Source organism: Rothia mucilaginosa (genome assembly GCF_001548235.1).
GTDB lineage: Bacteria > Actinomycetota > Actinomycetes > Actinomycetales > Micrococcaceae > Rothia > Rothia mucilaginosa_B.
Window position 1 is genome coordinate 1,385,267 of record NZ_AP014938.1, and the last position, 23,075, is coordinate 1,408,341.

The window sequence follows — 23,075 nt, forward strand, 5'->3', positions numbered from 1 at the left end:
TCAACTAGAACCGTGCCAGCTCGCCCAGTGCCGGGCCACCGCGCGCTCGCCGCATGAAACGCACCGAACGCACCACATCAACTCAACATAAACTACACCCCCACCGATCACCTCACCCACGTACAACCACAACCGACCGGCGCCCACAAGCGCCAGCGTAGGTTATGGTTGAATACGTAGCTTTTCAACACACAGATAGAGGAGTGCCGTGCCCGCTCAGGCAAAGACCGGAAAAGCCCTGCTGATTGTGGAGTCTCCCTCCAAGGTCAAAACCATTAGCAGCTACCTCGGCGAGGACTACCTTGTCGACTCGTCCATGGGCCATATCCGCGACCTTCCGCAGCCCTCCGAACTGCCCGAAAACCTCAAAAAGAGCCCCGTCGGCAAGTTCGCTGTCAACGTTGAAGAGAACTTCGAACCCTACTACGTGGTCAACCCCGACAAAAAGAAAAAGGTCGCCGAACTCAAGCGCAAGCTCAAAGAAGTAGACGCGCTCTACCTGGCAACCGATGGTGACCGCGAAGGTGAAGCCATTGCATGGCACCTGAAGGAAGTCCTCAAGCCCAAGGTACCCGTCTACCGCATGACCTTCCCCGAAATCACCCGGGAAGCCATTCAGCGCGCCTTCGGCGAACTGCGCGATATCGACCTGCACCTGGTCGACGCACAGGAAACCCGCCGCATCCTCGACCGCATCTACGGTTACGAAATTTCCCCCGTACTCTGGCGCAAGGTCGGCCGCGGCCTCTCCGCAGGCCGCGTGCAGTCCGTCGCAACCCGCCTCGTCGTCGAGCGCGAACGCGAACGCATGGCATTCGTCGCCGCCAACTACTGGGACCTAACCGGACGCTTCCTCACCGCAGCCTCCGAAGGCTTTGACGCCAAGCTGGTCGCCGTAGACGGCAACCGTGTCGCAACCGGCAAGGACTTCGCCGACGACGGCACCCTCAACACCTCCAAGGTCACCCACCTGAACGAGGAAGCCGCCCGCGCGCTCGCCGCAGCCCTGCAGTCCGCCGCGTTCTCGGTACGCTCCGTTGAGACCAAGCCGTACAAGCGCCGCCCCGCAGCGCCGTTCACCACCTCCACCCTGCAGCAGGAAGCCGCACGTAAGCTGCGTTTCTCCTCCCGCGTGACCATGCAGGTGGCGCAGCGCCTCTACGAAAACGGTTACATCACCTACATGCGTACCGACTCGGTGGCACTGAGCGAGCAGGCGATCTCCGCCGCACGCCGCCAGGCCTCCGAGCTGTACGGCGCAGAATTCGTGCCCTCCGCACCGCGCGTGTACACCTCCAAGAGCAAGAACGCACAGGAAGCCCACGAAGCAATCCGCCCCGCCGGTGACACTTTCCGCACCCCGGACGCCGTGCGCGGCTCCCTGTCCAACGACGAGTTCCGCCTCTACGAACTGATCTGGAAGCGTACCGTCGCCTCCCAGATGGCTGACGCGACCGGTTCCACCGCCTCCGTGCGCCTGGGCGCCGTGGCATCTAACGGCCAGGACGCCGAGTTCGCTGCATCCGGTACCGTCATCACCTTCCGCGGCTTCCTCGCCGCCTACGAGGAGGGCGTTGACGCATCCCGCGTGGCTGAGCGTGAGGCGAAGGACGCTGAGAAGCGCCTGCCGAACCTGACCACCGGCGAGGCACTGACCGCCGAGGCGATTGAACCCGCCGGCCACGAGACTCTGCCGCCCCCGCGCTACACCGAGGCGTCCCTCGTGAAGACCCTGGACGAGCTGGGCATTGGCCGCCCCTCCACCTACGCGGCGGTTATTTCGACCATCATGGACCGCGGATACGTGAACGTTCGTTCTGGTTCGCTGATTCCGTCCTGGATCGCGTTCTCCGTGGTGCGCCTGCTTGAATCCAGCTTTGGCCCCTACGTGAACTACGAGTTCACCGCGCAGATGGAAGAAGACCTCGACCGTATTGCACGCGGCGAAGAATCCCGCGTCGAATGGTTGGGAGAGTTCTACTTCGGCGGCGGCTCCAAGCGCGGCCTGAAGCCCATCGTCGACAACCTCGGCGAGATTGACGCCCGCAGCATCAACTCCATCCCGATTGCGGACGGCATTGTGCTGCGCGTGGGCAAGTTCGGCCCCTACCTGGAGGCTGAAGGCACCCTCGACACCGAGACCGGCGAGCTGACCGAGCCGGTTCGCGCGAACGTACCCGCCGACCTGGCACCGGACGAACTGACCGAAGCGAAGGCACGTGAACTGCTCGAACAGGGCAAGTCCGACGGCCGTGTGCTCGGCGTGGACCCCGCCACCGGCCGCCAGATTGTGGCTCGTGACGGCCGCTTCGGCCCCTACGTCACCGAGGTGATCGAGGAGATGACCGAGGAGCAGATTCAGGCGTACCTGGACGCTCAGCCGACCGAGTACTACAAGAACGGCAAGCCCAAGCCGAAGAAGAAGCCGAAGCCCGAGAAGCCGCGCACCGCGTCCCTGTTCAAGTCCATGGACCTGGCGACCGTGACCCTGGAGCAGGCTCTGCAGCTGATGAGCCTGCCGCGCGTGCTCGGTACCGACGCTGAGGGCGTGGAGATCACCGTGCAGAACGGCCGCTTTGGCCCGTACCTGAAGAAGGGCACGGACTCCCGCTCGATTGGCAGCGAGGACGAGATTTTCACGATTACGCTGGAGCAGGCACTGGAGATTTACTCCCAGCCGAAGCAGCGCGGTCGTGCGGCGGCTAAGCCTCCGCTGGCTGAGCTGGGCGTGGACCCGGTCAGCGAGAAGAAGATCGTGGTGAAGGACGGCCGCTTTGGCCCGTACATCACCGACGGTATTACGAACATTACGGTTCCGCGTGCGGAGTCGGTCGAGTCGCTGACCCACGAGCGTGCGGTGCAGCTGCTGGCTGACAAGCGCGCGAAGGGCCCGGTCAAGCGTAAGACCGCCGCGAAGAAGACCACCACGGCTAAGAAGACGACTGCTAAGAAGACGACTGCAAAGTCTACTACCGCGAAGAAGACGACCACTCGTAAGACCGCGGCAAAGAAGACCGCCGAGTAGCCGAGCGTAGTTCTTTCTGAACTGAAGGCGCAGGATGCGTCCCGAAACCCCCGCGTGGGGTGGGGCGTCTCCTGCGCCTTTTGCGTGCCCGGGAAAATGGATGCCCGGCGAACGTTTGTGCTCGGGGTGCTCGGAGGTGCGGCGCGTTTTGTTCCCGTGCTGTGTTTCTTAGGCTTGCGCTGCGTTTTTGTGCCCGCGCTGTGTTGATGCTGGGCATCCGCCCGGATTGTTTGCGGAGTGAGCCGCGCCTCTGACAGACTGGAAGAGGCGCCGCACCTGCGGTACCGCACACAGATAATATCCCGCCGCGCGGCGGGGGAGGGGAGCGCACCGTGCGCCTGGGAGTTCTGGATGTCGGGTCGAATACGGTCCACCTGCTACTGATTGACGGCAGCCCTGGAGCGCGCCCCGAACCGTACGCGTCGCACAAGATTCCGCTGCAGCTCGTGCAGTATCTCGACGCTGAGGGCAATATTTCGCAGGAGGGCGCGGACGCGCTGACCCGCTTTGTGGCCAGCGCCCGCGACTTCGCCATCGAGAATGAGGCGGAGGACCTGCTGGCGTTCTCCACGAGCGCTATCCGTGAGGCGGGTAATGGTGCGGCGGTGCTGCATCAGGTGCGTGAGCAGACCGGCGTGAGCCTGAACGGTATTTCGGGCGACCAGGAGGCGGCGATTACGTACTTTGCGGTGCGCCGCTGGCAGGGTTGGGGTGCGGGCCGCATCCTTGATTTTGATATTGGTGGCGGCTCGTTTGAGTTTTCGACGGGCACGAACGCGCTACCGGATGCGGCGATGAGTGTGCCGTTGGGTGCGGGCCGTTTGACGCGTGAGTTTTTTGATGAGCAGCCGCCGAAGCCGAAGCAGGTGAAGCGTCTGCGTAAGTATGTGCGTGAGCAGATTGTCCCGGTCGCGGAGAACCTGTTGCAGTATGGCACGCCGGATATGACGGTGGGTACGTCGAAGACGTTCCGTTCGTTGGCGCGTATTTGTGGTGCGGCGCCGTATTCGGCGGGCCCGCATGTGAAGCGTGAGATGCATCTGCAGGATTTGCGCCTGTGGACTCGCCGTATGGAGGCGATGACGGTGTCTGAGCGTGCTGACCTGCCGGGTGTTTCGAAGACGCGTGCGGAGCAGATGCTGGCGGGTGCTATCGCTGCGGAGGCGGCGATGGAGGCGTTTGGTATTGAGACGATGCGTGTGTGCCCGTGGGCGCTGCGTGAGGGCCTGATCCTGAAGCGTATTGAGCACCTGGCGGAGGGTACGGGTACTCCGGTCAACCCGAAGACCCTCCTGGGTGAGTAGCTGGTGCATAACGTGGCCGAATAGCCGCAGTGAACCCCGCAGGCTGGTGCGTAATGAGCGCCGGCCTGCGGGGTTCAAGTTGTACTTTATTGTTTCGTGATAATCTGTGAACGTTGACGGCTGTACAGCGATGTAAAATGCGGCTGTCTAGGAAGTTTATCCACCAACAAAGTTGTCGGAAAGGAAGTGCCTATGGTGACTAACAAGAAATCTGTGAAGATCCAAGACGTTATTGATGAAGTTAATAGCGTATGGGGTGAAGCGCACGAAGAAAAACGAAAAAGAATATTTCTTGACAATATATTAAAACTCCCCTTGTATGCATTTTTCATCTTTTCATTATTTTATTTTTCTGCTATTATAATCGCTTTTCCATTTTTAATTTCATTGTCTGGTGACGAGGATGGCTCTCATATTTGGCTAGTGTCTGAAATATTTAATATTCCATATTACTTATTTGATTTAAGAGTCGGAATTATTTCCTCCATTGCCAGTCTTCTTCTGAGTTTATTTGTAAGTGTTGGAAAATTTGCTGACGGGGAAAAAGGTCTTATTGGAGAAGCTCGACGAGCTGCATATCGAAAATTTGCAAGAATGGTCGGATATATTATTTTTGCTGCCTTTGTTCTTAGTTTTTGGTATGGTTTTCTGGCAGGGTATTTGAATGGCACCTCGTATGCGCCAGAATTTATCGGTACGGAGGGGAGAGGCCCTGGGTGGGGGACGCTACTTGTGCCGAGGGGAATGGACCTTAGTCGGTACGGGGATATCCCCTTGTGGGTCCTTGTATTCTTTGCATGGTTTACCCTATCATCTGCGCTAATGCTTACATATAATGAAAAAGACCTCTTGATCCAAAACGCATACATTGTGCAGAGAGTTAACCATATGAATATGTCTGCCGATTTTAGTGTTAGGGATGCATATAAATTGGCTCTGCAGGCGATTGAATCGGAGAGGGATATTCCCTCCCTATCGAGATTCTCTAATGGTAAAAGAAGAGAAAAATATAGTGATTTGTTTGTGGGGGATGGCGGATATTATGGATTTAAATTTGTTGAGATTACCATCTGGTCAAGGTTGTGGCGATGGCTTTTATTATTTTTGGGTCTATCATTGTATTCTTCTGTATTGATGCTCATGGCTCGAACGTTTGAAGGGTGGCCTCTGGTTTTGCTCACCCTGGTAATTCTATTTGTGTTTGAGATGTATATTTATGCAACTAATGATCCCATGTATAGGGAGATTTATAAAATAAATTTGGAGAATGTTCACGGAATGGATAGGGTTAAAGAGTTTTTTAAATCTAGTGTATTTGCTGCATTTGTTGAGGCGGCACGTCTGGTGGTACTGGCTGTTATTGTTTATGTTTCTTTCGTGGAATATCAGCCTTCGTTTATACCTATATTTATGATTATTATTATTTTTTATCTTGGGCGGATTGCTGTGAACTCTGATATTAAGATATTGTTTGAGTCTAGGCTCAAGGAATTTTCTGACGAGTTTCTTGCAGTGCATATTTCTCGCAATGAAAATGTAAATTATCTGATAGTTGCATATATCTACTGTATGATGCTTAAAGTAAATGAATTCTATCTGGAATATAAATCTGAAATTTTGGATTCAGAATCTAGTATCTCTATGTCGGTAAAATATAGAAAGTCTAGGGTTGCTATCCGTAGGACTCCGAAAAGTATTCTCATGCACAAAGACTCTCGTTCCCAGTAAAGGCAAACTTAGAGAATCTGCGTGTGGCTTCTCGCTATTGGGGGTGCCCATAACCCGTGCAGAATTTGTGCCGTGGTTTAGCGTCTTCGATCATGGTTTTTAACTACGACCAAAGACACTAACCTATGGCACAAATTTCGGCACTGTAAAATAAAAGCAGTCCCGAGTGCACACGCATCCGGGGCTACCCATTTCGCTTTTTGAAGGACTGTCTATTGTCATTTTGATATAATTACAGAGGATGTAATTAACAGGCAGAAGGGCTGGGTTATATTGATATATTACAGAATTTTTTATACTAAAATTTAGTGACGTAACAAGAGTAGTGACTTTACAGAGACTATTGACGAGAGGCTATTGGAGGTATCGATGAGTTTTCTAAACTATAACAAAGACGAAAAGTTAGAATTTAACTATAAGAGGGCATGCGGGTTGTGGCTAATTGTGGTGGCGGCAGTTATCGCAATAGCCACCATGACCGGAGGAAAGCAAATAATAAACATGCAAGTATTCAGCATTGGGTATGTCGTCAGCTTTTTCTCAATCAACATGAATAAAAAGGTGCTGAATAGCCTGTCTAATGGCCCTTCGAGCGAATTTCAGAAGAAAGTATCTTCACGTGCCGTTATTCTATTGTTTGTCTTAATGGTTTTGTTGGGTGGTCCATTCTTCGCAACTGAAAATTGGAGATTGATTTGGCTGGGAGCGTTGATGGCAACCGCACTGCATTTCTTCCCTTATTATTTTGTGCATGGAAAGTCAATGATATACCTGGGCCTTATCTGCGCCGTTAATATTTTCGTGGGTTATATTTATAGCGACATTCCATTAGAGGTAATTGCATATATTGATGCGGCAATTAAGCTCATGTTTGGAATTTACCTCCTATTTCTTTCAAAGCCCTCAAAGCAAGTATAAGACGCAGATTTTGATGCGCTAAAAAAGCGGCCCCGGACGCTTACATGTCCGGGGTCGCCTGCTAGGAAAGGAACAATCACCGATGACGAACCAACTACTGTTAGCACAGGTGCTAGCTGAGGGGACCGAATCTACGCAGAGTCTTACCGCTATACCCTGGACAACAATAGTATCTTCTGCAATTGGTCTTCTTGGCTCAATTCTTGTCGCGTGGTGGAGCGGTCGAAAGATTGACAAGCAAATGGAGCTGTCGAAACAGGCTACTCCACCGGAGCTAACTCGTTATAAGACATGGGTTGAAGTATCTGAAAAATATAAAGAGCTCATGGAATTTGAGAGAGCTAATAGTTTTGAAGACACTGAAAAGGAGTATCAAGAAATTAGAGCATCCCGAAAAGCTGCCCTTGATCGTGCTGTTTGGGAACGGAGGGTGCTTTCTTCGTGCTCGGATATAGTTGCTCAGAGGAGACTCTTGGAACTTCCGGAAGGGTATATTTTTACTGAAAACGTAAACTCTATCCAAGCAGTTCCCTCCTTTGAGTCTAAAATATCTATCATCTTCCATTTTATCTCGTATATTATTTCGATTATTTTTTCAGTCGTATTCATCATTTTCCTTGCGAAATATTTTGTAATATTTTCAGGGCATGCTTTAAATGCTGAAATAGATTATCTCCAGGCTTTTCTTTTTATTGTTTTTGGTTTTCTGCTCTTTTTTATGAGTATGATGGCTGTCCGTCTTTTATATATTGTATTGGATGGTTTTATCGATGCCCTGAGGGGTGTGAAAATCGCAGAACATGAGTATATTAAAATCGTTCAGATATATGCGAGGGAGGAAGTTTTTGCAGAGGTAATTAAAGTGGCATCAAAAACGTATAAAAACGCTTCAAGGGTAAGGTATTCATTCCTTGATGAAAAGTATTCGGATATGATTAATCTTCCTGCTGTGTGGCGCTCTGGCGTTTGGTATTCAGGTATCTCAAAGTTTTTAGGATTTATGGCACCTTATTTTGTTCTAGAAAAGTTTAATAAGAGTGAAAAGCCCTACGGTTCTTATTTAGAGGGGGCATTTGAAATTGATGCTAAGAACCCTGTAGATGAAGAATCGCTTGCTCAGGATAGAGCAGTTTCAGATAAGAAAGACAAGAACTGATTTGCTCTAGATAACCTCTGACTCCCCGAGGGCAAACATTGAGAAGCCACATGTGTTTCGAACAGCCACATCATAAGTGGCTTCTGGAAACACATGTGGCTTCTCGCTATGGGGCTGTAACCCGTGCAGAAATTGCGCCATGGTTTAGCGTCTTCTGCCATGGTTTTTAGCTACGACCAAAGACACTAACCTATGGCACAAATCCGGAACTCATGACCGAATCTCCGGCTGCGCCAGGTAGGTGAGAGCCGGTTATGGGTTATGACTTAGCCTTTTTGTCGATGGGTTAGTGTCTTCACTGCGGGTTAAAGACCCACGGTGAAGGCACTAACCTATCGAAAACCTTGGTCTAAAAAGCAGGAGGCCCCGGACGCACACGCATCCGGGGCCGCCCGCCACCTGTCAGAGCCTACTTCTTAGCGCCGAACGCCCGCGTCCACGCCCAGCGAGTCAGCACCGCCGTGCCCACCGCAACCGCCATCGGTAGCCACGCACTCGCACCCTGACCCGTAAAACCAATCAACAACGTCAACGCAGACAGCGGCGCATTCATCGACACACCCAAAAACGCTGCCGTACCCGTCAATGCCGCCGCATACAACACCATCGACGCGCCACCCGGCACCCCACTCAAGCCGGGGAACGCCCACAGCGCCAGCGCCGCCACACAAAACGCAGCCGCCGCACCCAACGCCAAACCCGGCGTCAACGTACCGCCATACGAGCCCGAACGCAGACTCAACAGCACCACGGCAGCCTTCGCCACGCACAACGCCAACACGTACCCTGCCGCTGCCGCAGACAAGCCGCCCGCCGCCGCATCCAGAGACACATTAAACGTGTGCTGAGTCAGTAGGCGACCATTACCCAGAATCTCCGGAAGCCACAGCGAAACTACCGCGACCAGCGCAAACGACACCGAAATACGCCACAAAAGAGAACGGTCCTTCGCCTTAATCTTCTCAGCGCGCTGCGACAACACCCTAAAACCCAACGCCAGGGGAGCCAACACCACACCCGTCAACGCCGCAACCGTCAGCGTCGTCGCATCCAACGGAAGCTGCGGCACCGGGTACGTCGGCGCACTCGAAATCACCAGATTCGCTGTGGCCGTCGCCGTCCACACCGTCACCGCACCCACATACAGCGACCACAGGCTCAGGCCCGCAGCCATCGCCTCCACAAGGTACACCAGGCCACCAATCGGCACCTGATACACCGCCGCCAAACCGGACGCCGCACCCGCCGCCACCAGCAGACGACGCTCACGATCACCCAGCAGCGGCGAACCATCCGCGCGAGTGCCACCCACACGCTCCAGAAAACGCGCGCACCGACCCGCAGCCAGCGCACCCAGCTCACGAGGCGCGACCTCCTTACCCACAGGGGAGCCCGCACCCACCGCAACAATCTGAATCACCGAATGCGAAATCTGCCGCCACAGCGACGGCGCACGATCCTCCTCGGTCGCACCGGCAATCTGCGACTTCACGCCGACCACACGCCGACCGCCGGACTGCAGGTAATACCAAACCAGCGCCACAAACGGACCCAACGCCGCCAAAACCAGGGCACGACGCGCCGGGTCAGCGCCGTCAGTGACCATCGGGTGGTGGCCCTCAGACTGACCGAAAGTTAGCTCCTGCATAAAATCCAGAACATAGTGCAGAACAATCGCGCCCAAGCCGCTGAACACGCCCGTGACCAGTGCGGCAAGGGTCAGCCCCAGCAGGAGGCGAAACAAAAAAGAGCGGGAACCAGCAGGATTCTGCGGGCTATTCGAGGAAGAACCAGAATGAGAAGACATAGAAAAAGGGGTGTGTTGCGTGCTGTGTTGTTGAAGGTTTCATATCCGGCACAAACTGCCGCGGTTGAAGTTGCTTTCATTCTACGCCTGCACTTTTGGCGGCTTATGGGCAGGCTACAAGGTGAGAAGCTGAGCCCGGCGCATGGGGGCGCGCTGAGTGAAGCCGCCACCCAGAAAGCCCGGAAGAAGCACGAGCCAGGTCACATGCCCGTAGCCGCACCCGCTATGCTGGAAGGGTACGCCTCCACACGCCCGCCGCGCACAGCACACCGCGCGCCCGCAGGGCGCAGGCACCCCATTAGGAAGGATCAACGATGACCGCAACTATTGCTTTTCTCGGCACCGGCTCCATGAACGGCTCAATCGCCGCAGGTCTGCTCGCCGCAGGCCACGACCCCGCCCACATCCGCGCCACCGTGCGTAGCGAAGAATCCCGCGCCGCTCTCGCCCAGCGCCTCGGCGACAAGGTCGAAATCATCACCACCGGCGGCGAAGCTGACGGCAACCACAAGGCAACCGCCCACGCAGACGTCGTGCTGCTCGGTGTGAAGCCCTACGGCATCGTCGAGCTCGCCCGCGATATTGCACCCGCCCTCGCCCCGAACGCCGTCGTGGTGTCCGTTGCTGCTGGCGTGACCCTCGAAACCCTCGCCGAGTGCCTTCCCGCAGGTCAGCCCATTGTTCGCTGCATGCCGAACACCCCCTCCTCCGTGGGCAAGGGCGTGCTCGCCATCTCCACCACCGACACCGTGAAGGACGAGCAGAAGAAGCTCGTCGAAGAGGTCCTGGGCACCGTCGGCACGGTCGTTGAGGTCCGCGAGGACCAGATGGATGCGGTCACCGCTGTCTCCGGTTCTGGCCCGGCATACGCGTTCCTGCTTGCGGAGGCGATGGCCGCCGCCGGCGAGAAGCTCGGCCTGGACGCAGACACTGCACTCAAGCTTGCCAGCGCAACCGTTGCCGGTGCGGGATACCTGCTCGACACCAACCCGGATGCGCCCGCCCTGCGCCGCGCCGTGACCAGCCCGAACGGCACCACTGAGCGTGCACTGAACACCTTCGTGGACGGTGGCCTCTTCCCGCTGACCGAGGATGCGATGCGCGCCTGCGCCGCCCGTTCGGCGGAAATGAGCCAGCTGTACACCGCTGACGAGGACTAGTCATTACGGACTAACCAGCGGGGACTAATACCGTCCGGTAGCATCCCTATGATTGGATAAAACCACAGAAAACAGCCTCCTCCCGACAGAACGGGAAGAGGCTGTTTTTCTATGTCTATTCGCAGGCTTCTCAAACACGGGCCCTCAAATACGCGCTCCTCAAAGCCGGCAAAGACAGGAAAAGTAACCGCCGCGGGGTATGGAAAAATGCGCTTAGGGGCGCGCCGCGAAACGCTCAATCAAATCCACCTGACCGGACACAATCAGAATGTCACGCGAGTGAATGCGGGTGGTCGCGTCCGCGTAGGTGAAGTCCTCACCGGGGGACTTAATACCGACCACAGACACGCCGTACTTGGAGCGGATATCCGACTCGGCGAGGGTGAAGCCGTGGGTCTCCTTCGGCGGGCGCATCTTCGCAATCGCGAAGTCGTCATCAAACTCAATGTAGTCCAGCAGTCGACCCGAGACGAGGTGCGCGGCGCGGCGGCCGGCGTCCGCCTCCGGGTAGACCACGTGGTGCGCGCCAATACGCTCCAGAATCTTGCCGTGCGCGGGGGTGATAGCCTTCGCCCAGATACGCTCCACGCCAATGTCTACGAGGTTCGCAGTAATCAGCACGGACGCCTCCACGGAGGTGCCCACACCCACCACGGCGGAACCGAACTCGTCCGCACCCAACTGGTGCAGGGTGTCGATATCGGTCGCATCGGCGGAGACCACGTGGGTCAGCACGCCGGACCATTTCTGCACCAGCTCGGGGTCCTTCTCGATAGCGAGAACCTCCTTATTCTGCAGGCGCAACTGGGCAGCCACAGCCGAACCGAAGCGTCCCAAACCAATCACGAGAACGGGGGCGTTATGTGCACTAGCCAATGGTGGGCCTTTCTTCGGGGAACTTGTAGAGGCGGCGGCGTGAACGCATCGCCAAGCCGGTTGCGGCGGTGGTTGTACCCACACGACCAATAAGCATCAGAACGCTGAGCACGTACACGCCCGCAGGTGGCAGGCTGGCGGAGAGGCCGTTCGAGAGGCCGCAGGTCGCGAAGGCGGAGATGACCTCGAAGATGACTTCTTTGAGATCTGCGCCGCTGATGATAAGAATCGATGCGGCGCCAACACCTACCACGGTAGCACCCATAACAATCACAGAGATGGCAATGCGCAGAGAGGATTCGGGGATGGTGCGATTGAACGCTACAACCTTCTGGTCACCTCGCGCCTCGGCAAGAATCGATAGGGCAATCACGGCGATGGTGGTGACCTTCACACCGCCTGCGGTTGAGCCGGAGCCGCCACCAATGAACATGAGCGTGTCCGTCAGCAAGGTGGAGACGGGCGTAATGCTACTCATATCGACCAGGTTGAACCCGCCTGAACGCATCATCACGGAGGCGAAGATGGCGTTGAGGATTTTATCGCCGGGAGAGTAGGAACCGATGGTTGCGGGGTTATTCCACTCGAAAAGACCCCAGAAGAAGGCACCAAAACCGAAGAAGAAGAGGGTCGTGACCATGGTCAGTTTTGCGGTGAGCTGCCAGTGCGATGGGCGGAAAGGGTTGCGCTGAATCGCAATGAACACGGGGAAGCCGAGCGAGCCGAGGAACACCGCGATGCAGATGGGCACGAGCAGGAAAAGATCGTGGCCGTAGGGTACGATGCCGTCCGAGTGCGGGGTAAATCCGGCGTTGTTGAATGCCGAAACCGAGTAGAAAATGCCGTGCCACAGGGCCTCGTGTGGTGCTTCACCGAGCGCGAGGAATCGTGGGGTGAGGAGCATTGCAATGAACGCTTCGATGGAGAAAGACGCGTACGCCACCGCTTTGACGATGCCGCCGACCTCGCCGAGTCGGCTAATATTCAGGTCTTCCTGCGCGATGAGTTTGGTGCGCAGACCCATTTTGCGGCCGATAGCCAGCGCCAGCAGGGAGGTGATGGTCAGCGTGCCCAGGCCACCCACCTGGCAGGCGAGAAGAATCATTGCCTGACCGAAGGTTGACCACTGATCTGCTGTGGAGACGGTGGTCAGACCGGTCACGGTGACCGCGCTGGTGGAGGTGAAGACCGCGTGGTGTAGCGCGACGCGCTGCCCGTCTGCCGAAGAAATCGGCAGGGACAGCATGACGGTGAAGAAGATGATGACTAGAAAGAAGGCACCGATTGCGGTGCGTGAGGGAGACGCCAGAACTGAGGAATCAATGAAGTCGCGGAAGCGTTCGAGAGTCTTCTGGTTGAACTCTAGTGGGGTTCGTTTGCGCTGAGTCTTGGGGTCTTCGTGGTCACGTAGGGTCGGCAGACGGTCAAGATCGATGCCGGGCACGCTGGTGAGGATGCTGAGGTTTTCAGCTTCGAGGCGATCGCGGCGGCGTCGGCGAACCTGCTGTTTTTGGGGTTCGGAGGTGGCACCGCTGAGGGTGTCCCAGCGGCGGTTGAGCTGGCCCTGGGGGTGGTGGTGTCGGCGCCGGGTGCGGCGGAGTATGCGTCCCATGCGCCTCCTTCAGTGGGTGTCTGGGTGTTCTTCAGCGGGTGTTTGGGTGTTGGTATGTTGGGTGGCGGTTTGAGCCTGCGTTTAACGCCTTCTAGTGTATCGCGCCGGGTGCCTGCTGAGGGGGTTGAGGCTCTGGTAGTTCGGGGGTAAATATGTGAGCTTGGAGAAGGCGTACGGCTGGTTTTGTGGGGTGGAGCCACGAAAACTATATATTCTGTATTGGTTATATATGTATTGAGGGGCTGGGCGGCTCGCATATGCCTAGGATGAGATACAGGAAATCACCACGAGATGTGATAGGCACTTCATGCTTTTCTCCCCTTCAGCGCTTCATATTGAGGTAGCATTCAGCGGTCTTTCAGAATTTTTAAAGGTAATTTCTGTATCACCCTCATTCTAAGCTTGAGGCGCCACTTTATATGTCATAATCGCTATATGCATTCTGATGTTTTTTCTGTCATCGCGGATCCGACTCGCCGCCGAATTGTGCGTATTCTCGCTGAGCAAACCCACACGGTGGGTGCAGTGGTTGAGAAGCTGGGCATGAGCCAGCCGACCATTTCGAAGCACCTGAAAGTCCTTCGCGATGCAGATGTGGTCTCCGTGACCGTGGAGGGGCAGCGTCGCCTCTACTCCCTGAACCCGGATGTATTCGCCACCGTGACCGAGTGGATTAACGAGACCGTTCAGATTGCACGCCAGTCCAATGAGGCGCACGCACCCGTGGCACTGCCCGGTGGCGTGACTGCATCTGCCTCCGATAAGGCGACGGTCGAGAAGATTACGGCTGAGAAGGTTGCAGAGAAGCCGGTCGAGAAGAACTCTGAGCAGAGCACCCAGAAGCCCGAAGCTGAAGAGCCCGCTCAGAAGCTTGTACCCGCTGCAACTGCACCGGCTGCATCCGAGAAGAGCACAACTGCGGAGAAGCTCGAGGCGACCGACCCCGAGACTCTCACCGTTGAAGCGCCCACCTCCGAGGAAATCGAGCAGGCTCGCATTCAGCGCGCCCGCGCACAGTACCTGACCCCCAGCGCGCGCATCTACTCGCGCCCTGCGGAGCATGCTGCTGATAGCACCGCTTCCGAAGCTGTCGCTGAGAAGGCGGGAGTTGCTGAGTCCACCTCGCAGGAAGAGGCTGTGGATAGCACCCCGATGCGCCCCTTCACTCCCGCATCCTACGGTTACGATGCTGGGGTGACCCCCGCGGCGTCGGCACCCCCCGCTCAGCCCGCTACCCCTGCGGCACCTGCTGAAGCTAAGCCTGTTGTAGCGCAGAAGCCGGTGGCATTCCCTCAGCCTGCGGCTGTGGTGCCTTATGGCATTGACCCCGCTGCGGTTGTGGGTGGCTCGATTCAGCCTATCGCTGTGATCCCCGAGGCTGTTGTGCTTGAAAAGATCGCCGAGGAAAAGGCTACCGACGAAAAGGTTGCAGCTGAGAAGCCTGTTGCACCCGCTGAATCCGCCAAGGAAGAAGCAACCCGCAAGGAATTTGCAGCTGAGGATTCTGCAGCTGAAAAGTCTGTGATTGAGAAGAACGTAGTAGATGAAGCCGCGGCAGAAGAGCCCGTGAAGACTGAATCTGCTGAGGAAGTAGCTTCGCCTGCAGAAGCTACTGAGAAGGCTGAACTCGGTAAGGTCGAGCCTGCCAATGATGAGCCTGTCGAGGGTGAGCCTGCTAAGGCTGAAACCTCCGCTGAGGAGCCCGAGTATCAGACCATGCCCGCTTACGATTCGGTGTACCGCCCCAGCACTGAGACGAACAGTGCTGAGACGAAGGACAACCACCGCGGTGGCCTCTTCGGCTTCCTGCGTGGCCGCCGCCGCTAAGACGGGCGGCTAGGGTCTGCCCTGCCGATCACTTCCGGCATTAACTCTCTGTAAAACACACACACTCTCACTCACTTTTTGACCGAAAGACGCATTCACGTGGCTATTCATCGTAAAATTCTGCGCTGGCTCGAGAACGAACTGTTCGAGGGCAACATTCAGCTGGGTCAAGATCTGCCCAGCGATAGCGAAATTGCGCGCGCTATTGGTGTGGGTCGTTCCCGTACCCGCGAGGCTCTACGCACCCTGGAAGATATGGATCTGGTGCAGCTGTACAACGGCCGCGGCAAGGAAATGCTGGTGCACCTGAGCGATGAGCCGGCTTCCGCGGCGAGTGCCGCTCTGCGCCTGCACATGTCTAGCTCGCGTTACCCGACTCGTGACCTGGTTCAGACCCGTATTCTGCTGGAAAGCTGGGCGATTGCGCGTATTGACCCGAAGACCGCCTCCTTCGCGGAGATGGACGAGGTCCTGGCGCAGATGGAAGATTTCGACCTGTCGATTCGTGATTTCCTGGAGCTTCTGCTGACTTTCCACCACCAGGTGATGCGCTGTGCGGGTAATGAGCTGCTGGTGGGTCTGCTCGCGTCGGTGCGTCAGCCGAGCTTTGAGTCGATGCTGTCGCTGGTGGGCCGTATGCCGCTGTGGAGTAGCGCTGTGGAGCGTCTGCGTGCTGAGAGCCGTGCTATTGCGGAGGCTTTGAAGGCGGGCGATTCGGCGACGGCTCGTGCCATGGTGATTGGTCAGCTGCGCGGCATGTATGCCGATGCCGGTATTGACCTGGAGCAGGAGGCGACCTCTGCGAACGGTCTGCCGGGTGAGCCGATTGCTTCTGAGTTTGCGCCGGTTGATGTGGATGAGTTTGCCGCCGATGACTTTGATGATTTGATGCAGGATGATGCGTCCTTCGCTGATGTGGGGGCGTTGCCCGCCGCGGATGCGCCTGAGCCTGTGGTGGAGCCTGCTGTTGAGGTCCCGGCTGAGTCTGCGCAGTCTTCTGCCGTGGAATACAAGGTGCCTGAAGGCGATATCGTCTACATTGAGGAGACGGCTTCTGAGAGCCCTGCCGAGCGTGTTGATACCTCTGCTGAGACTACTTTTGGTGCGGATGCTTCTGCATCTGACAAGGTGGAACGTGTCATTCCCGCTGCATCCCAGCCCGCACCTGCTGTAGCTTCCGCAGCTCCCGCACAGCCTGCCGCGCATTCGGTGAGCCCGGATGTGCCGCTGAGCTTCGGTACCCCGCGCCGCAGCACCCCGGTTGCGCAGGCTGCACCCGCCTCCCAGGCTCCTGCCGCGCAGAATTTTAGCTCGCAGACTCTCGGCTCACAGCCTCTTAGCTCGCAGATTCCCAGCGGTCAGTTGCCGAGCGTGCCTGCCGCCCAGGCGCAGGAAGAGGCTGAGGGCCCCGCGAAGGTTCTGCGTGCTTCTGCGGCGGCTCCGCGTCGTCGTAGCGGTCAGATTATTTCTCCGGTACGTGCGACCATCATTAAGCCGGTGGACCGTAGCAGGGTTCTGACTGCGCCTGCCCGTACCGCGCGTTCTGCGGCTGTCGTGACTGCTGCGGCGCCCGCGGAGGCTGAGTCTTCTGAGAAGGTTCTGCGTGCTCCGGCGCGCCAGGAGGCGCCCGCCGTTCAGCCTGCTGAGCCTACTCGTCTTGAGGCGGCTGCGACCATCCACGACACCTATGAGAAGCTTCCGCATGAGGAGCCGGTGCAGGAGCGCCGCGGCATCTTCTCGAAGATGAAGCGTTTCTTTGGCGTGGATGTGTACGAGCCTGAGGAAGCTCAGGAGAGTGCCGAGAAGGATCAGGCAGTGAAGGAGCAGACTGCGAAGGCTCAGCCCGAGGTTAGTGCCGATGTGAAGCCGGAGAAGCCCGTTGTGGATGCAGAGGCGCTGGCTCGTGCCGAGGCTGAGCGTGCTGAGCGTCTGAAGGCCTTGCACGCGGCGGTGGAAGAGACCGCTGTGGAAAGCTCTGCTTCGGAAATTCCTGCTGAGGAGGTTTCTGTAGAAGAGCCGGTTGAAGAACCCGCTGAGGAATCGGCTGAGGCCGCCTCCCAGGCTGAGGAGAGCTCTTCTGAGGGCGCTGTAGCATCTTCTGGTTCGGCTCTGTCTAAGGGACGGTCTAAGGGCTCGAAGAAGTCGAAGAAGAAGCGCCGTTAGGGCTGCCGAATCCCCGGTTTCACCCGGAAATACCCTCGATAAGCCTGCGGGAGAAGCGGAAATTCAGGGAAAAACTCCTGAAAAGCCGCTCTCGAATGGTGAAAATGGGGGTAAACCTAGTACTCTAGGTAGGTAGCGCTCTAAAACGCAAGGGTATTTCTGTGCCTAAAATGCGTTTTGGATCGGTTATACCGGTATAAATATCCCCGGGTAGCTACCGAGTCGAATGGCTCGGCCGGGTACGAGTAAAGTGAGGAAATCCTATGGGTTCCGTTATCAAGAAGCGCCGCAAGCGTATGTCCAAGAAGAAGCACCGCAAGCTGCTTCGTAAGACCCGCCACCAGCGCCGCAACAAGAAGTAAATAGACTTCTTTCGCCCCGCCCTCCGCATGGAGAGGCGGGGTTTTTGCGTTTCTGCAGTTTCGCGGGCTGGGTTTTGTACGCCGGGTTTTGTATTTGTAGAGGGTATGTGCGGGTCACCTGTTTGGGGTGCGGCGCGCTATCTGAGAGACTGGGATTATGACTGAAACTTCCACCATTAAAGTTCACCTCATGCGTCACGGCGAGGTGCACAACCCCGAGCGTATCGTGTACGGCCGTCTGCCCGGCTACCGTCTGTCCGATAAGGGCCAGCAGATGGTGCGTCTGAGCGCTGAGGAGTTCGCGGCTCGTGCTGAGCGCGGCGCCCGTTTTGTGCATCTGGTCTGCTCGCCGTTGCAGCGTACCCGTGAGTCTGCCGCCCCGGTTGAGGAGCTGCTGGGTCTGACCGCGCAGCCGGATGAGCGCGTCATTGAGGCGGATAACTACTTTGAGGGTCTGCACGTGAACGCGCAGGAGCTGCTGAAGAACCCGCGTCACTGGACGAAGCTGTACAACCCGGCGCGCCCCTCCTGGGGTGAGTCGTACCTGGACCAGATTCGCCGTATGGCTGCGGCTGTCCAGGACGCGGCGCGTACCGCCTACGAGTTGGGCGGCGAGGGTGCGGAGGCGATTATTGTGTCGCATCAGCTGCCGATTTGGATTACTCGCCTGGGTGTTGAGGGCCGCATGCTGCAGCATGACCCGCGTGCCCGCGAGTGCAACCTGGCGTCGATTACGACTCTGGCGTTTAGCACCACTGATTTTGAGCATGAGATGCCGCATTTTGTGGGATATGCGGAGCCTGCTGCGCCGCTGTACGGTGGCGTGATTCAGCTGCCCGGTAGCTAACAAACCCGGTAGCTAGTTCCCGCTAGTTCCCAAAGCTGTTTTGAGCATAGTAAGAGGCTGTGAGCCCATCCGTGACGGATGCGCTCACAGCCTCTTTCTATAAACCTTGAGGGGCGCACGGGCTGCAAACCTAGCTGTCCCGGCTAGTTCTGCCCGTGACCCTGATTCGGTGTGCCGTCCTCGGGGTCCTTATGCTCTGAATCTTTACGCTCGGAATCCTGCTTGTTGTTCGATTCTGCTTCGCGGCTGCGGCGTTCGCGTTCTGCTTTTGCTTTGAGCCAGCGCAGGTACTCTTCATCGTCGTCGGGGGAAGACACCGAGGGCGCCAGGGTGTTGCGTCGCTGGCCGAAACCGGGGCGAGGAGCGCCTGCTGCGGGCTGCGCCTTGGGGCGGCCCAGGATGAGCCACATGAGCGGACCCACCACGGGGAAGAGCAGGGTGACGAGAACCCACAGCCACTTGGGCAGGGTTCGCGCCTCGTGTGCGGGGGTGCGGACGGCGTCCAAGAGGGTGTAGAGGGTCAGCCCCACGATGAGGGCGGCACCGCCAATAATCAGCATGGCTCGAATCATAAGCACTACTATGACATACCGCCGCGTTATCGCAGAACTATGAACAGGGTGCCCGCTAGCGGCTTAACGGTGCGGCAAACCGGGGCAGATTCGTGCGTCGGCTTAGTAGCCGGTCTTAGTAACCGGTGAACACCTGAACCTCGTGGCTAATAATATTCAGCGAACCCAGCCACACGGCGAGAGCAAGAATCACGGAGTACACGAGCGCCACAATACCCGCCTGCTTGAGCACGGGGATCAGCTCGCGGCCGCCGCGCGTCCACACGGTCACGCAGGAGTGGATGGTCGGGCCGACCAGCAGGAAAATCAGCAGGAACCAAGGGTTCTCATCGAGCAGGAGCACGCCCAGACCCAGCGCCAGCGCCATCTCCACGATGTAGGTGATGCGCGACCAGCGTTCGCCCAGGCGGACCGCCATGGTCAGCTTGCCCGCCTCAATGTCGGTGGGAATGTCACGCACGTTATTCGCCATGAGCAGCGCACAGGAAATCAGACCAATGCCGATAGCACCAACCCAGCCGAGCAGGGTCAGGGTGTGCGCCTGCGTGTAGAGGGTGCCCAGGGTCGCGACCAGACCAAAGTAGACGAAGACGAACACGTCACCTAAGCCCATGTAGCCGTAGGGGTGCTTGCCGCCGGTGTAGCCCCACGCCGCGAAGACGCTGGAGGCGCCAATCGCTAGAAACCACCACTGGTTCGCCAGGGCCACCAGGGCAAGACCGGCAAGCATCGCCAGACCGAAGCAGGCAAAGGCGGCGTACTTGACGGAGCGGGGGCTTGCCACACCGGAACCGACGAGGCGCAGCGGACCCACGCGGTCTTCGTCGGTGCCCTTGATGCCGTCGGAGTAGTCGTTGGCGTAGTTCACGCCGACCTGCAGAAAGAACGCGACGAGGAACGCCAAGAACGCGTAGAGCGGCTTGAATTCGTTGACCTCGTAGGCGGCAGCTGAGCCGGCAATAATGGGGGCGACGGCGAGCGGCAGGGTGCGCAGGCGAGCGCCTTCAATCCATTGGGCGGCAGTTGCCACGGGGGTTCCTTCCGGGTCTAAGTGCGTATGATGCGTGGGTGTTGTGCATGTTGGTCAGGGCGTGCGGGCGGCTGCGTGTACGGGGTGAAAACCCGCGGATGAGCCTGCTTTAGCCCTGACGATAGTCTCTGTCCAGGATACTGTATATTTCTGCGCGGTCCGGCTTGCCGGTGCTGGTGAGCGGGAAATCTGGCAGGATGCTCAGCTGCTTGGGGGCGGCGGGGGCACCGAGCTTTTCGGCGCAGCGGGCACGCAGCAGGGCACAGAGTTCTTCATTCAGGGCGGGGCGATTCTCAGTAGGCGTAGCCGCGGCAGCCGCGGCACCAGCAGAGGGCACGAGCGTGACCGCGGCGGCAATGGCGGTGCCCCAGCGGGCATCGGGTAGGCCGATGACGCAGGCTTCGCGTACGGCGGGGTGCTCTTCGAGGACGGTTGCCACGGCGCGGGCGGAGATTTTTACGCCTCCGCTGATGAGCACGTCGTCGCTACGGCCGAGCACCTGCAGGCGCGGCTCGTTGCCGTGCCCAGCGCCGCCAGGGTCATGCGCGGGGCTGTCGGGGTCATGCGCGGGGCTGAGCAGACCGTAGTCGTCGGTGCGGTACCAGCGGGTGCCGTCCGCGGCGGTGAAGAAGTGCTCGGCGGTGCGGGCGGCATCGCCAATGTAGCCGCTGGCGAGGTGCGCGCCGCTGATCCAAATACGGCCCACCTGCGCGGGCTTTCCCTCAATATCCGGCGCTGTGGGCATATTTTCTTCGGGCATGCCTTCTTCGGGCACGAGCTCCACCCGCACGCCGGGCAGAACCGAGCCGGAGTAGACGCATCCTCCGGCGGTTTCGGCGCTACCGTAGGTGGTCACCGTGTTCAGCCCCAGCGCGGTGGAGGCGGTGAGCAGGTCGGCGCTGGCGGGGGCGCCTCCGAGCAGGATTCCGGTGAAGGAGCCGAGCGCCTCGTGAATCTCAGCACCCAGGGTCGGGTTGGCGTCCGCGCTTTCAAGGAGCTTATGTAGCTGAGTGGGCACCAGGGAGATAAACCTGCGTGCCGAGCTCATGCGCTCTACCGCCTGCAAAAAGACTTCAGGAGTAAAGTGCACCGGTTCGGTCACGGAGCGGGCAATGACCGGGGCGGTACCGGCGAGCACAGAGCGGGCGAGCACCTGCGCACCGGCAATATAGTGCGCGGGAAGCGCCAGGAGCCACTGCGAGGCGGCATCGGAGTTTGAGCCGAAGAAGTTCTCGGTGGCTGCCGCGCTGGCGACAAGAGCTCGCGCGGTCAGCGCGGTGCGTTTGGGAGTTCCGGTGGATCCGGAGGTTCCCACCACCAGGGCAATAGGCTCGGCAACCTCTGCACTCTCCACACCAGCACCCGCCGCGTACCCATTCAGCGCAAACTCACCCAGCAGCTGCTCAAAGGCACCCAGCATGGCGTGAGGGTCGGCGGGCTGGTCGGCGCGCACCTGTACCGCCTGCGGGTGCAGGGCAGCCTCCTGCGGGGCGGGGGAGGGCACGAGTCCGGGTGCGGGGGTGTTCATCATGGCTAAATCCTTAGCGGCTGTTGGTAGCGGCTGCGTGCTTATGAGCCGGGGCATGTCATATGCCTGGGAGAAAAGAGGGGCGGCATCAAATGCGCCGGAGCCGGATTCTTAGCTGAGGGTATCAGGGTTGAATCCGGCTCCGAGCCTATGCATCTGAAACTACTTCTGCGGAAGGTACTCCTCCTAGAAGCACTGCTTAGAAGTAGTAGGGGTAGTTGGACCAGTCCGGGTCACGCTTCTGCAAGAACGCGTCGCGGCCCTCCACAGCCTCGTCGGTCATGTATGCCATGCGGGTTGCCTCACCAGCGAAGACCTGCTGGCCGAGCATGCCGTCGTCGGGCAGGTTGAAGGCGTACTTGAGCATGCGGATTGCCTGCGGGGACTGGCGGGCAATGTGCGCCGCGTATTCCAGGCCCTTGTTCTCGAGCTCTGCGTGGGGGACTACGTCGTTGACTGCGCCCATTTCGTACATGCGCTGTGCGTCGTATTCCTTGGCGAGGAAGAAGATTTCGCGGGCGAACTTCTGACCCACCTGGCGTGCGAGCAGTGCCGAACCGTAGCCTGCGTCGAAGGAGCCGACGGTTGCGTCGGTCTGCTTGAACTTGCCGTACTCTTCGGAGGCGATGGTCAGGTCAGCAACTACGTGCAGGGAGTGGCCGCCGCCTGCAGCCCAGCCGGAGACGAGGGCGATAACGACCTTGGGCATGGTGCGGATGAGGCGCTGCACTTCCAGGATGTGCAGTCGGCCTGCGCGTGCCGGGTCGATGCTTTCTGCGGTGTCGCCGCTGGCGTAGTGGTAGCCGTCGCGGCCGCGGATGCGCTGGTCGCCGCCGGAGCAGAATGCCCAGCCGCCGTCCTTGGCGGAGGGGCCGTTGCCGGTGAGCAGCACTGTGCCTACGTTGGAGGTCATGCGGGCGTGGTCGAGGGCGCGGTAGAGTTCGTCCACGGTGTGCGGGCGGAATGCGTTGCGGACCTCGGGGCGGTCGAATGCGATGCGCACGGTGGGCAGATCGCGTAGGATTTCGCCGTTTTCGTCGCGCTCAACCTGGCGGTGGTAGGTGATGTCGGTGAAGTCTTCGAAGCCTTCGACGACGCGCCAGTCGGCGGGGTTGAAGATGTCCGAGACCTTTTCGGGAAGTTGTGCAGTCATAGACCCT

The 23,075-nt window shown here is 58.2% G+C and carries 17 protein-coding genes; 10 read left to right on the forward strand and 7 right to left on the reverse strand.

Features of this window, described 5'->3' with window-relative positions:
• Positions 1-208: 208 nt before the first annotated feature.
• The 5 genes from topA (at position 209) to RM6536_RS05425 (ending at position 8,131) form a co-directional block, all read left to right on the forward strand.
• A complete protein-coding gene (topA, locus tag RM6536_RS05405) occupies positions 209-3,025 on the forward strand; it encodes a type I DNA topoisomerase (RefSeq protein ID WP_060824346.1) in 2,817 nt (938 codons plus the stop codon).
• Positions 3,026-3,357: 332 nt separating this feature from the next.
• Complete coding sequence (locus RM6536_RS05410; protein ID WP_060824347.1) at positions 3,358-4,329, forward strand: Ppx/GppA phosphatase family protein; 972 nt, start codon at positions 3,358-3,360, stop codon at positions 4,327-4,329.
• Positions 4,330-4,521: 192 nt separating this feature from the next.
• Positions 4,522-6,057: a hypothetical protein gene (locus RM6536_RS05415; RefSeq protein ID WP_060824348.1), complete on the forward strand. Its 1,536-nt coding sequence runs from the start codon at positions 4,522-4,524 to the stop codon at positions 6,055-6,057.
• 369 nt (positions 6,058-6,426) lie between these two features.
• Positions 6,427-6,975: a DUF6609 family protein gene (locus RM6536_RS05420; protein ID WP_060824349.1), complete on the forward strand. Its 549-nt coding sequence runs from the start codon at positions 6,427-6,429 to the stop codon at positions 6,973-6,975.
• 82 nt (positions 6,976-7,057) lie between these two features.
• A complete protein-coding gene (locus RM6536_RS05425) occupies positions 7,058-8,131 on the forward strand; it encodes a hypothetical protein (protein ID WP_060824350.1) in 1,074 nt (357 codons plus the stop codon).
• A gap of 409 nt (positions 8,132-8,540) precedes the next feature.
• Here RM6536_RS05425 and RM6536_RS05430 read toward each other — a convergent pair whose 3' ends face one another.
• Positions 8,541-9,938: a chloride channel protein gene (locus RM6536_RS05430; RefSeq protein WP_060824351.1), complete on the reverse strand. Its 1,398-nt coding sequence runs from the start codon at positions 9,936-9,938 to the stop codon at positions 8,541-8,543.
• Between the two features lie 314 nt (positions 9,939-10,252).
• Here RM6536_RS05430 and proC point away from each other — a divergent pair, with 314 nt between their 5' ends.
• Positions 10,253-11,098, forward strand: a complete 846-nt coding sequence (gene proC, locus RM6536_RS05440) for a pyrroline-5-carboxylate reductase (RefSeq protein ID WP_060824353.1) — start codon at positions 10,253-10,255, stop codon at positions 11,096-11,098.
• 213 nt (positions 11,099-11,311) lie between these two features.
• Here the strand turns inward: proC and RM6536_RS05445 are convergent, their stop codons facing one another.
• The gene (locus RM6536_RS05445; protein WP_060824354.1) at positions 11,312-11,974 is read right to left on the reverse strand and encodes a potassium channel family protein; all 663 of its coding nucleotides are present in this window, start codon (positions 11,972-11,974) and stop codon (positions 11,312-11,314) included.
• Complete coding sequence (locus tag RM6536_RS05450; RefSeq protein WP_060824355.1) at positions 11,967-13,586, reverse strand: TrkH family potassium uptake protein; 1,620 nt, start codon at positions 13,584-13,586, stop codon at positions 11,967-11,969. Before RM6536_RS05450 ends, RM6536_RS05445 begins: the two co-directional genes overlap by 8 nt.
• 435 nt (positions 13,587-14,021) lie before the next feature.
• Between RM6536_RS05450 and RM6536_RS05455 the strand changes: the two genes are divergently transcribed.
• The 4 genes from RM6536_RS05455 to RM6536_RS05465 all read left to right on the forward strand — a co-directional run bounded on the left by RM6536_RS05455 (position 14,022) and on the right by RM6536_RS05465 (position 18,785).
• Positions 14,022-15,413, forward strand: coding sequence for an ArsR/SmtB family transcription factor (locus RM6536_RS05455; protein ID WP_060824356.1), 1,392 nt, complete (start codon positions 14,022-14,024; stop codon positions 15,411-15,413).
• A gap of 99 nt (positions 15,414-15,512) precedes the next feature.
• Complete coding sequence (locus RM6536_RS05460; protein WP_060824357.1) at positions 15,513-17,576, forward strand: FadR/GntR family transcriptional regulator; 2,064 nt, start codon at positions 15,513-15,515, stop codon at positions 17,574-17,576.
• A gap of 263 nt (positions 17,577-17,839) precedes the next feature.
• On the forward strand, positions 17,840-17,938 hold the full coding sequence (locus tag RM6536_RS08945; RefSeq protein ID WP_005504750.1) for a 30S ribosomal protein bS22: 99 nt from the start codon (positions 17,840-17,842) through the stop codon (positions 17,936-17,938).
• Between the two features lie 157 nt (positions 17,939-18,095).
• Positions 18,096-18,785, forward strand: a complete 690-nt coding sequence (locus RM6536_RS05465) for a histidine phosphatase family protein (protein ID WP_060824358.1) — start codon at positions 18,096-18,098, stop codon at positions 18,783-18,785.
• A gap of 143 nt (positions 18,786-18,928) precedes the next feature.
• Here RM6536_RS05465 and RM6536_RS05470 read toward each other — a convergent pair whose 3' ends face one another.
• The 4 genes from RM6536_RS05470 to RM6536_RS05485 all read right to left on the reverse strand — a co-directional run bounded on the left by RM6536_RS05470 (position 18,929) and on the right by RM6536_RS05485 (position 23,068).
• Positions 18,929-19,357 (reverse strand): PLD nuclease N-terminal domain-containing protein, encoded by a 429-nt coding sequence (locus tag RM6536_RS05470; protein ID WP_060824359.1) that lies wholly within the window; start codon positions 19,355-19,357, stop codon positions 18,929-18,931.
• Positions 19,358-19,472: 115 nt separating this feature from the next.
• A complete protein-coding gene (locus RM6536_RS05475) occupies positions 19,473-20,387 on the reverse strand; it encodes a 1,4-dihydroxy-2-naphthoate polyprenyltransferase (protein WP_060824360.1) in 915 nt (304 codons plus the stop codon).
• Positions 20,388-20,496: 109 nt separating this feature from the next.
• Positions 20,497-21,918 (reverse strand): AMP-binding protein, encoded by a 1,422-nt coding sequence (locus RM6536_RS05480; protein WP_060824361.1) that lies wholly within the window; start codon positions 21,916-21,918, stop codon positions 20,497-20,499.
• Positions 21,919-22,114: 196 nt separating this feature from the next.
• Positions 22,115-23,068 (reverse strand): 1,4-dihydroxy-2-naphthoyl-CoA synthase, encoded by a 954-nt coding sequence (locus RM6536_RS05485; protein WP_005508297.1) that lies wholly within the window; start codon positions 23,066-23,068, stop codon positions 22,115-22,117.
• Between the last annotated feature and the right edge of the window lie 7 nt (positions 23,069-23,075).